This is a genomic window from Novosphingobium sp. ES2-1 (assembly GCF_015169775.1).
GTDB lineage: Bacteria > Pseudomonadota > Alphaproteobacteria > Sphingomonadales > Sphingomonadaceae > Novosphingobium > Novosphingobium subterraneum.
Genome location: NZ_CP063445.1, coordinates 2252778 through 2265733, shown reverse-complemented (window position 1 = coordinate 2265733; position 12956 = coordinate 2252778). Strand labels below are relative to the sequence as shown.

Annotated in this window: 11 protein-coding genes and 1 tRNA gene; all 12 read left to right on the top strand. The window is 64.5% G+C overall.

The features are described 5' to 3' along the window. Nucleotides 1-2 precede the first annotated feature (2 nt). The 12 genes from ftsA (at nt 3) to IM701_RS10955 (ending at nt 12939) form a co-directional block, all read left to right on the top strand. On the top strand, nt 3-1286 hold the full coding sequence (gene ftsA, locus IM701_RS11010) for a cell division protein FtsA (protein WP_062347718.1): 1284 nt from the start codon (nt 3-5) through the stop codon (nt 1284-1286). Nucleotides 1287-1481: 195 nt separating this feature from the next. Next, nucleotides 1482-2963 carry a cell division protein FtsZ gene (gene ftsZ, locus IM701_RS11005; protein ID WP_193826966.1) on the top strand — a complete coding sequence of 494 codons (1482 nt, stop codon included), beginning with the start codon at nt 1482-1484 and terminating at the stop codon, nt 2961-2963. A 66-nt stretch (nt 2964-3029) separates the two neighbouring features. Further along, the gene (locus IM701_RS11000; protein ID WP_193826965.1) at nt 3030-5291 is read left to right on the top strand and encodes an SPOR domain-containing protein; all 2262 of its coding nucleotides are present in this window, start codon (nt 3030-3032) and stop codon (nt 5289-5291) included. Between the two features lie 212 nt (nt 5292-5503). After that, the gene (locus tag IM701_RS10995) at nt 5504-6007 is read left to right on the top strand and encodes a YbjN domain-containing protein (protein WP_039334116.1); all 504 of its coding nucleotides are present in this window, start codon (nt 5504-5506) and stop codon (nt 6005-6007) included. A gap of 170 nt (nt 6008-6177) precedes the next feature. Continuing rightward, complete coding sequence (proC, locus tag IM701_RS10990) at nt 6178-6984, top strand: pyrroline-5-carboxylate reductase (RefSeq protein ID WP_193826964.1); 807 nt, start codon at nt 6178-6180, stop codon at nt 6982-6984. A 123-nt stretch (nt 6985-7107) separates the two neighbouring features. Beyond that, on the top strand, nt 7108-7851 hold the full coding sequence (locus IM701_RS10985; protein ID WP_039334114.1) for a Bax inhibitor-1/YccA family protein: 744 nt from the start codon (nt 7108-7110) through the stop codon (nt 7849-7851). Between the two features lie 213 nt (nt 7852-8064). Then, complete coding sequence (locus IM701_RS10980; protein ID WP_062780387.1) at nt 8065-8799, top strand: hypothetical protein; 735 nt, start codon at nt 8065-8067, stop codon at nt 8797-8799. A gap of 99 nt (nt 8800-8898) precedes the next feature. After that, nucleotides 8899-8974 (top strand) — tRNA-Ala (locus tag IM701_RS10975). A gap of 136 nt (nt 8975-9110) precedes the next feature. Further along, a complete protein-coding gene (gene obgE / locus IM701_RS10970) occupies nt 9111-10169 on the top strand; it encodes a GTPase ObgE (RefSeq protein ID WP_193826963.1) in 1059 nt (352 codons plus the stop codon). A 70-nt stretch (nt 10170-10239) separates the two neighbouring features. Beyond that, nucleotides 10240-11373: a glutamate 5-kinase gene (proB, locus tag IM701_RS10965; protein WP_039337326.1), complete on the top strand. Its 1134-nt coding sequence runs from the start codon at nt 10240-10242 to the stop codon at nt 11371-11373. Further along, nucleotides 11373-12293: an NAD(P)-dependent oxidoreductase gene (locus tag IM701_RS10960; RefSeq protein ID WP_039337328.1), complete on the top strand. Its 921-nt coding sequence runs from the start codon at nt 11373-11375 to the stop codon at nt 12291-12293. The genes proB and IM701_RS10960 overlap by 1 nt, the downstream gene beginning before the upstream one ends. 202 nt (nt 12294-12495) lie before the next feature. Continuing rightward, on the top strand, nt 12496-12939 hold the full coding sequence (locus IM701_RS10955) for a DUF805 domain-containing protein (protein ID WP_193826962.1): 444 nt from the start codon (nt 12496-12498) through the stop codon (nt 12937-12939). Nucleotides 12940-12956: the final 17 nt, after the last annotated feature.

Here is a 12956-nt window from a genome sequence, read left to right as displayed (position 1 = left end):
CAATGGCAACGCCCCGCATCACCAAGGTCTTTGCTGCCGTAAACATCGGCTCGTTCCGCGTTTCCGCGATGATCGCGGGGCTTTCGGAAACGGGCGAGATGGTCGTTCTTGGTTCCGGGCACCGCGCCGCCCAAGGGATCAAGCGCGGCTATGTCACCGACATGCAAGCGGCGACCCATTCAGTGCGCGACGCGATCGAGCGTGCCGAGAAGATGGCCAATGTCGATATCCAGAAGGTCTGGATCGGCTGCGCAGGAGCGGGCCTTGCCAGCACCACTGCGCGGGTCGAGGTCGAGGTCGGCGGACGGCGGATCGAACAGGACGACATCGAGCATCTGCTGGTGGCCGGACGTGGCGTGATCCAGCCAGACGGACGCACCGTGCTTCACGCCCAGCCTGCGCACTACACGCTCGATGGCGCCCACGGCGTGCCCAACCCCAAGGGCCTTCATGCCGAACGGCTTGCCGTCGACATCCACGTGATGCTTGCCGATGGCGCGCCGGTTCGCAATCTTCGCGAGGCAGTGCAGAACGCCCATCTTGAGGTCGAGGCTGTCGTCGGATCGCCGGTCGCAGCCGGGCACGCATGCCTCACGCCGGAAGAGCGGGAACTGGGCGTGGCGCTGGTCGAGTTCGGGGCGGAGGTCACGACGGTATCGGTCTATGCGGCGGGCATGCTGCTCGGCATGCAGGTGATCCAGTACGGCTCGGGCGATATCACCGACGCGATCGCCTCGGCCTTCGGCATTCGTCGCTATCAGGCCGAACGGCTCAAGTGCATGTCCGGCTCGGCAATTGCCAGCCCTGCTGACCATCGCGAGATGATCCCGGTCAACGCGCCGGGAGATCCCGAAGGCGGTCCGGTTGCTCGTCATGCCGATGACAAGAACCGCATTCCGCGGGCAGAGCTGATCTCGGTCATTACCCAGCAACTGGGCTTCTTCACCGAGGAAGTGGGCAAGTCCCTGAAGTCGATGGGCTTTGTTGGCCAGACCGGGCAGCAGGTCGTGCTGACCGGAGGTGGCGCGCAGCTTCCCGGGCTTGCCGACTATGCGCAATCGGCGCTCGGTCGGCCGGTACGCATTGGTTCGCCGCCGACGATGCTCGGCCTTCCGCCGGGCCATGCCACGCCAAGTTCCTCCACCCTTGTAGGGCTCGTCCTGTTCGCTGCGGCCGATCCGGTGGACATTCGCGCCATCGGTCCAGCCAACGATCCGGTTGGCGGAGCATATGGCGGCAAGAAGCTGCTGATTCGCCTCATGCGGGCGGTAAGGGATTACTTCTGAACGGCCTTTCGGCCCGGTTCAGCGCTCTCGGGGCGCGAAGTTGGCCCGTCATGGTGTTGCAACCTGTGGAAAAGGTTGCTGCGCCTTTGATTCGCCGCGCAGCCTTGTGCAACAGGTTAATGTGAAGCTTTCCAATCTCGTTTGGTGCGCGTTCCGGCCAGCAGCGAGACATATGACCCGATTGGGAGACCGACTATGAGCATCAACATCGGACCGCCGGCAATTGACGAACTTCGTCCCCGGATCACGGTGATCGGGGTTGGTGGTGCAGGCGGCAATGCCATCGCCAACATGATCAACGCGCAGATCGAGGGCGTCGAGTTCATCGTCGTCAATACCGACGCGCAGGCGCTCAACAATTCGATCGCCGAGAACCGCATCCAGCTCGGGCCGGACATCACGCAGGGCCTTGGTGCAGGCGCCCGTCCCGAAGTGGGCCGCGCTGCTGCGGAAGAGACGATCGAGGAACTCGAGCGCGCGCTTGAAGGCGTGCACATGGTGTTCATCGCGGCCGGCATGGGCGGCGGCACCGGCACGGGCGCGGCTCCTGTGATTGCTGAAGCGGCGCGTCGCAAGGGCGTGCTGACGGTGGGCGTGGTGACCAAGCCGTTCCTGTTCGAAGGCACGCGCCGCATGCGCTCGGCCGAAAGCGGCATCGAGGAGCTGCAGAAGCACGTCGATACGCTGATCGTCATCCCCAACCAGAACCTGTTCCTGGTGGCCAAGGCCGAAACGACCTTCAAGGAAGCGTTCCAGCTGGCTGACGAAGTGCTGCAGCAGGGCGTCCGCTCGATCACCGACCTCATGGTCATGCCGGGCCTGATCAACCTCGACTTTGCCGACGTGCGGTCGGTCATGGGCGAGATGGGCAAGGCGATGATGGGTACGGGCGAGGGCGAAGGTCCGAACCGTGCGCTCGAAGCTGCCGAACGCGCCATCGCCAATCCGCTGCTCGATGGCGTGTCGATGCAGGGCGCCAAGGGCGTGATCATCTCGATTATCGGCGGCGACGACATGAAGCTGCTCGAGGTTGACGAAGCCGCCAACCACATTCGCGAACTGGTCGATCCGAACGCGAACATCATCTGGGGTTCGGCCTTCAATCCCGATCTCGATGGCAAGATCCGGGTTTCGGTTGTCGCAACCGGCATCGAACAAAGCCAGGAGCAGGCCGAAATCGCGTCGCGTCCGGTCTCGATTCCGAGCAGTGCGCGCGGTCCTGCCGTGCCAACGGCTGCGCCGGCTGCACCGGTCTACACGCCACCGCCACCCGCCGCCCCGGAGCCTGCTCAACCGGCATGGACGCCGGCGGCCGAGCAGGTCCAGCCCGAAGTGCCAGCGGCGCCTGAGCCGGAACCGCTGGATCTTACGCTGGATCTTTCTGCCGCGCAGGAAGAACCCGCTTCGGAAGAGTTGCTTCTGGGTGGCCTGGAGGCTCCTGCCGAACCGCCAGTGGCCGCGCCGGCACCCGCGCCCGCGCCCGATCCTGCGCCCCAGATGCCCCGCCTTGGCCGCGCGCCGGAGCAAGAGCCTGCAAAGCCTGCCGGTGGCAGCACCCTGTTCGAGCGCATGGCCAATCTTTCGCGCGGTAACCGCGCGCCCACCGGCGACGACGATGGCGATGAAGGCGGCTCGCTCAACATTCCGCGCTTCCTCGGTCGCCAGAACAACCAGTAACCAGTTGCGAAGCGGCGGCCCTTGTTGCCGCCGCTTCATCTTCAAGACGGTAAAGAGCGCGGCAGGATGACGAATCGGCTCCCCATCGCGCAGTTCTCGGGCTCATCGCGTCTAAGGCTTGCTCTGGCGCTCCTGCTTTGCGCTGCGTCGCCGCGGGCGTTAGCCCAAGCGGACGACGATCCTGATGGCCCCGCGACGGTATCGCGCCCGGTGGTGCAGTCTACTGCCCCCAGTCCCAGCCGCGAACTCAATGCCGCTTTGGCTCGGCTCGGCGCCGATCCGAGGAATGTTACCGCCCTATTCGATGCGGCAAGCGCCGCGTTGAAGCTGGGTGACAGCGATGCCGCGATCGGGTTCCTTGCCCGGGCTGACGAGGTCCAGCCGGGCAATGTCCGAACCAAGGCCCTGCTTGGCAAGGCCCAGCTTGTCGCGGAAAATCCCGTTGAGGCCATCCGCGCCTTTGACGAGGCAGAGCGAACCGGTGCCGATACCTTTGCCATGGCTGCGGATCGGGCGCTCGCCTACGATCTCGTCGGGGACAATGGACGCGCACAGCGTTGGTATCAGGTTGCGCTGAGCCGGGGCGGGGATGACGAGATCACGCGCCGCTATGCAATGAGTCTTGCCATATCGGGCGATCGGCGCGGGGCCGAGGCCCTGCTGGCCCCGCTGATTGAAAAGCAGGATCGTGCAGCGTGGCGCACCCGCACCTTCGCGATGGCGGTGACGGGTGGTCCGGACGAGGCAGTGGCCATTGCCTACGCCTCGATGCCGCAGGATCTGGCATCGGGCATCGCGCCCTACTTGCGCTATATGCCGCGCCTAACTCCGGCGCAGCAGGCGGCTGCAGCAAACTTCGGGCGCTTTCCCCGCGCAGCAGACATCGGGCGCGATGATCCTCGAGTGGTGCAATATGCTGCGCTCAACCCGCGTGCCCCGCGCACGGCGGAAGCGGGCCTTATTCCGGCAGGTGCGCCTCTTGGCCCTTCCGTCGCGGCCAGCGAAAAGCCCAGTCGCGAAAAACGCCGCCGCCCCGGCAAGAGCGACAGTGCCGCATCTGCCACGGTCGTTGTCCGTCCTGCAGTGCGCACCTCGCCGCCGGCTGAACTGCCGCCGGTCCAGACTTATGCGAGCGCCGCGCCAGCAGTGCGGCCGGATCCTCCGTCAAGCACGACTCCGGTCGTTCCCCGACCGACGGTGCTTTCGGCGCTCGATGTACCACCCGGATCGGTGCGCCCCGCAGTTCCACCCATTCGCCCGGCGCCATCGGCACCCGCCCAGTCGCCGGTTGCGAGGCCGCTGACAACTCCGGCACCGACGACGACGATCGCGCCATCGGCAAACCCGATTGCAAGGCCCGGCTTCCAACAGGACCCGACCGCTGCGCCAGCGAATAATCCTGCCCGAGCAACGGCCTCGCCCCCTGCTCAGGCAAGCAGCTTAGCAATTGCATCCGCTGCGCCGGTGAGAGCGGGTCCCACGGCCACTACCCAACCAGCTTCGCCCGTTGGTGCTGCCAATAGCCGGCCAGCACCATCGCTCACGCCGGCGGGCGGGTTTGATCTGGCCAAGGTCGGACCGGCTTCTGTCCCCCCGCCTGCGACTGCTGCTTCTCCGACAACGGCATCCGCAACAGCGCCAGGCGCTGCGCCTGCCCCGGTTGGTGCTCAGGTTGCAATGCCCGCTGCGGTCGCGCCCGTGTCATCATCACCCGAGGTGCAGACGGCAGCGGCCAACACGCCGCCTCCTGCGCGCGACCTCGCAACCTTGTTCAAATCCTTCGCTCCTCCTCCAGAGGAGCGCGCCACTTCGGTCCCTGCAGTCGACATAACGCGGATTGCTCCGGCATCCGCCGCCAAGGCCATCAAGCCCGACCCACGCGGCGAACGGCCCGATGGACCAACGGACGTTTCGCGCGTGCCCACGAAAGAGCCACAGAAGCCCTCGGCCAAGGACGCGGTGAAACTGGGCAAGGACGGCAAGCCGGTCAAGGATCCCAAGGCTGCAGCGAAAGAGGCGCAAGAGGCCAAGGCCAAGAAGGCCGGCCCCAGCCATCCAAGCCGGATCTGGGTGCAAGTGCTGACAGGGGCGAACAAGGACGTCATGGACACCGAGTGGCGCCGTCTCTTGAAGGAAGCACCTGCGCTCCTGCGCTCGCGCAAGCCTTATCTGTCGCCCTGGCGCAGCAATTTCCGCCTGCTGACCGGCCCCTTCGCTAGCGAGGCTGAGGCGCAGGATTTCGTCACGAAGCTCAAGAAGGACGGGGTTTCGAGTTACCAGTGGACCAGCCCGGCGGGTCAACCGGTCGATACTCTCTCTCTCAAATAGGGTGGGAGGCGGAACCTCGGGCGGAGTTTGCTGTTCACTCCTTGTCCACAGCTTTCCCACAAGGTTGTCGAGTTTTGCCCAACCGCCTGTTAACCCGCGATTGTCGGGCGGGGGTGTGAACCGCCATTGACGTTTCGAGCAGCAGTCAGGGCAGATCGCCCTGCCGGGCCAACCAGCCGAGGAGGCCCGATCAAGTGTTCAGGGGACGTACCATGCGGACCGGCCATGACGACAACGAGCGCGAGGAGGCAGCGCCTGTCGACATGATCGCCTCGCTTTTCGAAGCGCGCGGCTGGCCATGCGAATTTGTCTCGGACGACGAGGTTACCGGCGAAATTCAAGGCTCCTGGGCCAATTATCAGTTACGGGCCATCTGGCGCGTCGAGGATCACGTCCTCCAGATTCTCTGCCTGCCCGATATCCGCATTCCCGACGACAAGAAGGGGGCCGTCTATGAATTGATGGCCCTGATCAATGAGCAAGTGTGGATCGGTCACTTCGACATCTGGTCCAATGGTTCTGTCCTGCTGTACCGCCATGGCCTGATGCTCGGTGACGAGGGTCTGCTCAGCATCAGTCAGGCCCAGGCGGCGATCGAAGCAGCGGTGGACGAGTGCGACCGGTTCTATCCGGCGTTCCAGTTCATCCTGTGGGGCGACAAGAGCCCGGCCGACGCGCTTGCCAGCGCCATGGTGGATGCGGCGGGCGAGGCCTGAACCTGCTCGACGCTGATGCGTCCCCGCGCAGGCGGGGCCTCGGTGGTCTCTCGGAGCGTCAGCGTAAAACGACTGAGGCCCCGCCTTCGCGGGGGAGCAGGGCTTAAGCCATTGCGATAAGCCCACCGTCCCGGCATTGACCGCGCAAACGCGACTCAAGGAAATCCCCCATGACCAAAACCATCCTCCAGTTCGGCTGCGGCAACATGGGTGGAGCCATGCTCAAAGGCTGGCTCGCAGGCGGCTACGCGCCCGAGATTTTCACGATTGTCGATCCCTACCTGGAGGTCGCGCCGGAAGGCACGCGCCTGCTGGGCTCCGCGCCTGAGGGTGAAGGCGCGTTTGATGTGGTGCTGCTTGGCTTCAAGCCGCAGCAGTTGCCCGATGCGGTCGCCTCGGTCCGGCCCTACGTCGGCACGAACACGCTCCTGCTCTCGATTCTGGCAGGCGTCGATCTCGCCACCTTGCGCGCCAGTTTTCCTGCTGCCCGCGCAATCGTCCGCGTCATGCCGAACCTTGCCGCCGCTCTCGGCAAGTCGCCAATTGCGCTGGTCGGTGATGCGGACGATGCTGCGCGTGCCGAGACCGATGCCCTGATGACCCCTCTGGGACAGGCCGAATGGCTGTCTGGCGAGGATCAGATGGATCTCGTCACCGCACTTGCGGGCTCAGGCCCTGCGTTCGTCTACCGTTTCATCGATGCGCTCGCCCAAGGCGCGGCTGCACTGGGCCTGGCGCGGCAGCAGGCGGACCGGCTGGCGCTGTCGATGGTCGAGGGCGCGGCGATGCTTGCGGCCAGGTCCGAGCATTCGCCCGCTGAACTCGCCCGCCGGGTCGCCAGCCCGGGAGGAGTCACCCAGGTCGGCATCGACGTGCTTGATGCCGATGATCGCCTGGTTCGCCTCATCGAGGATACATTGCGCGGCGCGCGTGATCGCAGTGCCGAGATGACAGAGATGGCGCGGAAGGCGCGCTGAACGCGGCAACAATTCGTTACAGTCGGCGACCTGTCGGTTGGTCCGGTTTCCCTTGAAAGCACAGGCGAAAGCGCCGATATTCCGCGTACGTGGCCATTGGGGCCACAGAACGGAGCTTTGAAAATGGCAAACTGGAACGACCCTCGGCCCACCGGAACGGGCTTCGGCGCGTCTCCGAGCCTTTCCGGCGTTTCCGCTCGCGGCGAAGTGTTCGACGCGGGTCTGCGCCGTCACATGCTGTCGATCTACAATTACATGGCCTCGGGCGTGATGCTCTCTGGCATCGTGGCGCTGCTGTCGGCAACCACCGGCTTCACGCTGACGCTGCTCGGCACCCCGCTGATCTGGCTGGTGATGCTTTCGCCGCTCGCCTTCGTCATGTTCATGAGCTTTGGGGCGAACAAGTTCTCGACCACGGCTCTTCAGGGCATGTTCTGGGGCTTTGCGGTTGCCATGGGCCTTTCGCTGTCGACGATCTTCCTCGTCTACACGGGCGCTTCGATCGCGACGACGTTCTTCGCCACGGCCGGCGCTTTCGCGGGTCTGAGCCTTTACGGCTACACCACCAAGAAGGACCTGTCGGGCATGGGCAGCTTCCTGATCATGGGTGTCTTCGGCATCCTGATCGCGTCGCTGCTTAACATCTTCCTGAAGTCGTCGGGTCTGGGCTGGGCTATCAGCTTCCTCGGCGTGCTGATCTTCGCGGGCCTGACCGCCTATGATACCCAGCGCCTCAAGGAGCAGTATGCCTACGTCGCCGGAACCGAATTCGCCGGCAAGGCCGTCGTTCTCGGCGCGCTGAGCCTCTACCTCGACTTCATCAATATGTTCCAGTTCCTGCTGCAGTTCATGGGCGAGCGCCGCTGATCTGAAAAGCACCCGAACCGAACCAGATTGACCCGGCGGACCGCAACGGTTCGCCGGGTTTTTATTGTCTGGGGGATTCTCATTTGCCCGCGCGGGCGCTACGCTTACCTTCATCTTGCATACAGGATGGTTCGTGCAGCATTTTGACACGCTGCAGCAAGGGACCGTCTGCCTGTCACGGTCCTTTTCGGGATCGGAATTGGGGGAATGCCAATGTTTCGTTTCCGGCGTATCGTCGCGCCAAGTCTTGTTACTGCAGGGTTGGCCATCGGCCTTGCTTCGTGCGCGCCCAAGCCGCCGCCGCCTCCGCCACCCCCGCCACCCCCGCCACCCAAGGTCGTGGTCATTCCGCCAAAGCCCAAGGCACCCAATGGCGCTTCGGACAACATCGCGGTTCCGCCAGCCGATGCAAATGGACTGCGCCAATCGCTGAACCGCAACATCTCGTCGGCCCAGATGGTGTGGAACCTTCGCTCGGCCTACAATGTGGCCGCGCTGAACTGCAACGCCCCGGTCCATGCCGACATCCTGCCCCGCTACAAGGCTTTCCTGACCACGCACAACAAGGTGCTGAACGCGATTAACAAGCGCCTCGATGTCGAATTCAAGGCCAAGTACGGTGCCAAGTTCATCGCTCCGCGTGAGGCTTACATCACGCAGGTGTATAACCACTATGCCCTGCCACCGACGCTTTCGGACTTCTGCGATGCCGTGATGGCGGTCAGCCGCGATGGTGCGGCCGTCAAGTCGGCCGATCTTGAGGCCTTCGCCGTGCGCAGCCTGCCCAATATCGAAGTCGTGTTCGACGACTTCTATCGTCGTTATGAGGTCTATCGCACGGATCTTGCCATCTGGCAGGCCCAGTACGGCAGCCTTGTCAATCCGCCGCAGCAGGCGGTGAAGATCACCGCGGCGCCTGTTCCGGACGGTACTGCCGCCGGGCACTGAGCCGGACTGGACAGGCAAAAAATTTCTTTTCAGTGGGGAGGCGCTGCGCTAATGGCGGCGCTCCCTGCGGTGAGCACACCGTGGGGCGATACCGGGAACGGGGCCGTAGCTCAGATGGGAGAGCGCGTCGTTCGCAATGACGAGGTCAGGGGTTCGATCCCCCTCGGCTCCACCAGGTATCACCGAACCGCCTGATATGGCAGGCGCCTCGCGGTTCGGCGTTACAAGCTCTCCATGAACGGGTAAAAGGCTCGCTTCCGGGGCGGCGTGTTGCATTTGCTCCGGGCCTGTCATTGGAAACAGTTACCCGCATGCATTTTCTCGATCAGGCCAAGATCTTCATCCGTTCAGGGCAGGGCGGCCCAGGCGCGGTCAGCTTCCGGCGCGAGAAGTATGTCGAATACGGCGGTCCCGACGGCGGCAACGGCGGCAAGGGCGGCGACATCATCTTCGAAGCCGTCACCAGCCTCAACACCCTGATCGACTTCCGCTATACCCAGCACTTCAAGGCGCAGCGAGGCGGCGGCGGCGCGGGCCAGAACCGTACTGGTGCGGGCGGCAACGACCTCGTCATCAAGGTGCCGGTCGGCACGCAGGTTCTCGACGACGATCGCGAGACCGTCCTGCTCGACATGACCGAAGTGGGTGTCCAGAAGGTTCTTCTGCGCGGCGGCGATGGCGGCCGGGGCAATGCCTCGTACAAGTCGTCCACCAATCGTGCGCCCCGCCAGCACGGTCCCGGTTGGCCGGGTGAGGAAATGTACGTCTGGCTCCGCCTGAAGCTTCTCGCAGACGCTGGCCTTGTCGGCCTGCCCAATGCGGGCAAGTCGACCTTCATCAACCAGATCACCAACACCAAGGCCAAGGTTGGCGATTACGCCTTCACCACGCTGCGTCCGCAACTGGGCGTCGTGCGCCATCGCAACCGCGAGTTCGTGTTGGCGGACATTCCCGGCCTGATCGAAGGCGCGGCCGATGGTGCAGGGATTGGCGACCGCTTCCTCGGTCATATTGAACGTTGCCGCGTGCTGATCCACCTTATCGACATCCACAGTGAAACCGATCCTGTCGAAGCCATGCAGATCGTCGAAGGGGAACTCGAAGCCTACGGTGCCGGGCTCGATGAAAAGCCCCGCCTGATCGCACTCAACAAGATCGATCTTGTCGATGCCGAACTGGTCAAGGCCTTCACCAAGGAACTGCGCGAGGCAGGCGCAAGCAAGGTCTATCCGATCTCCGGCGCGACCGGGAAGGGCATGGACGCCTTGCTCGATGCAGTCCTCGAACACCTGCCGCTCGCCACGGCAACCGAGCGGCCGACGGGCGAGGTGGAGGAAGAGGCTGACCAGAAGCCGTGGTCGCCGATCTGATCGCCCAAGCGCTCCGCCAGCGGGACTGACAGCCCTTCACGATCCGTCACAATTGCCCTAAGCGGCCCTCATGAAGATCAGCCAGCTTGCCCACCTGACCGACGCCTCTGCCTGTCCGCGCCTGGTGGTCAAGGTCGGTTCGGCGCTGCTCGTGGGCAAGGACGGTGCGCCGCGGCGTGAATGGCTGTCCGCGCTGGTTGCCGAAATAGCGGCGGCCCGCGCTGCCGGTCAGGAAGTCATCGTCGTCTCCTCCGGCGCAATTGCCCTGGGCGCCCGCAGGCTCGGCCTTGCCAAGGGTGGGCGCGGAAGTCTTTCCGATGCGCAGGCTGCGGCCTCGGTCGGCCAGATCGCGCTTGCAGGCCTGTGGGCCGAATTGCTTGCCGCACACGGGCTTGCTGCGGCACAAATCCTGCTGACGCTTGAGGATCTCGAAGACCGTCGCCGCTACCTTAACGTCACCGCTACGCTCGGGACGCTGCTGGCCGCAGGCGCGGTGCCGGTGATCAACGAGAACGATTCTGTCGCCACGCAGGAAATCCGCTTCGGCGATAACGACCGCCTTGCCGCGCGCGTCGGGCAGGCAGCCGGGGCTTCGGGTGTCCTGCTGCTGTCCGATATCGACGGGCTGTATGACCGCGATCCCCGCCAACCCGGAGCCGTGCGCATTCCAGTGGTGAAGGGCGTGACGCCCGAAATTCATGCCATGGCGACAGGCGGTTCCTCCTCCGGCCTCGGATCGGGTGGCATGACGTCCAAGCTGCAGGCGGCAGAGATTGCCGAACTCGCAGGCATGGCACTCGCCATCATCGACGGTCAGCCCGTTTCGCCGATCCACGCTGCCCTGAGCGCCGATCGCGGTACGCTTTTCCTGCCGCGCGGCCGCAAGCAGGCGCGGAAGGCATGGCTGGGCGGACGCATGCGCATGCGCGGGAGCGTCCATGTCGATGCCGGTGCCGCTGCCGCTCTCGCGCGCGGCTCCAGCCTGCTTGCTGCCGGCATTCTGCAAGTCGAAGGCGATTTTCAGCGTGGCGATGCCATTGCCGTGATCGCACCCGATGGCCAAACGCTGGCGCGGGGGCTGTCGGAATATGACGCAGCCGAATGCCTCCGCCTCAAGGGCCATCACAGCCGCGAGCATGAGCAGATTCTTGGCTACGCTCCCCGCTCGGCACTGATCCATCGCGACCAGATGGTGCTGCTGTAATGGCGGCGGAACTGCTGGCGATTACCGGAGCCACCGGCTTCGTCGGCCAAGCCGTGCTCGACTACGCCGCCCGCGCCGGGATCGAGGTCCGCGCGCTCGCCCGCCGCCCGCAGGATGCCCGCGTCGGCGTCGAGTGGGTTCAGGGTGATCTGGGCGACAAGCGCGCGCTGCAGCGTCTCGTCGGACGTGCGAGCGTGGTCCTGCATATTGCCGGGGTGGTCAGCGCGCCGGATGAGCAGGGCTTCGAGGACGGCAACGTCTGGGGCACGCTGAATGTGGTCAATGCGGCGCTGGAAGCCGGCGTCCCGCGCTTCGTCCACGTCTCATCGCTCTCTGCGCGCGAGCCGGACCTGTCGATCTACGGCCGGTCCAAGTTGCGGGGCGAAAAGATCGTCAAGGCCAGCAGTCTCGACTGGACGGTGGTACGGCCGCCCGCCGTCTACGGCCCGCGCGATACCGAGATGTTCGAGCTGTTCAAGCTCGCCCGCCGGGGCATCGTGCCGCTTCCGCCGCAAGGGCATCTCTCGATCATCCACGTCAACGACCTTGCGCGCCTGCTGCTCGCGCTGATTCCGGGCGGCGAGGACGTCACGCACCTGACCTTCGAGCCCGATGACGGCACCCCGGGAGGCTGGACCCACAACGATCTCGCCAAGGCCATCGGCATGGCGGTAGGCAGGCGCGCCACCGCGGTAAACCTCCCCGCCAGCATCCTGCGCCTTGGCGCCAAGCTTGACGCCACGTTCCGTGGAAAGGGCGCCAAGCTCACGCTCGATCGCGTCGGCTACATGTGTCACCCCGATTGGCGCGCCGGCGAGGGCAATCAGCCGCCTCCCGGACTCTGGCTGCCACAGGTCGAAACGGCAATGGGCTTGCATGCCACCGCCGCGTGGTATCGCGAGGCCGGCTGGCTCAAATGAATGTCGGGGCCCGTGCGCACTGTTTGACAAGTTTGGTCTGACCCTCGTTTCCGAACCGGGATCTGCGCCAAAGACCACCCCGGCATCTTTCCTGCGCGTGGCCAATTGACGAGACGGATATCGCACTGCGCTTGCAGTCTCCGCGAAATAATGGTCACTTGTCATCTCGCGTTGGTCACGCGGAAAGACTTGGGGGAAAATCATGGAATGGATGCTGATGCCGTATCGCCGTTACGCGGAATTTTCCGGTCGGTCCCGGCGAAAGGAATACTGGATGTTCACCCTGTTCACGGTGATCGTCTATGCCTTGATTGGGGCTTTCATGTTTGCCGGCGGCCTTGGTACAGCGCTTTCCGGCGTCGAGGACCCTCAGTTCGGAGTTTCGTTCTGGATCGGCGCCGTCCTGATGGTGGTGTTCTTTCTCGGTACTCTTGTGCCGGGCATCGCAGTGATCGTGCGCCGCTTGCATGATCGCGACATGTCTGGCTGGTGGTATCTCGGTTTCATCGTGCTGGGCATGATCCCGTTCGTGGGTTGGATTGCCAGCATCGCGTTTCTCGTCATCCTGTGCCTGCCGGGCACCGCAGGCTTGAACCGCTTTGGCGATGATCCGAAGAACCCGGCTGGTTACGACGTGTTCGGCTGACCCAACGCAAGGGGCTT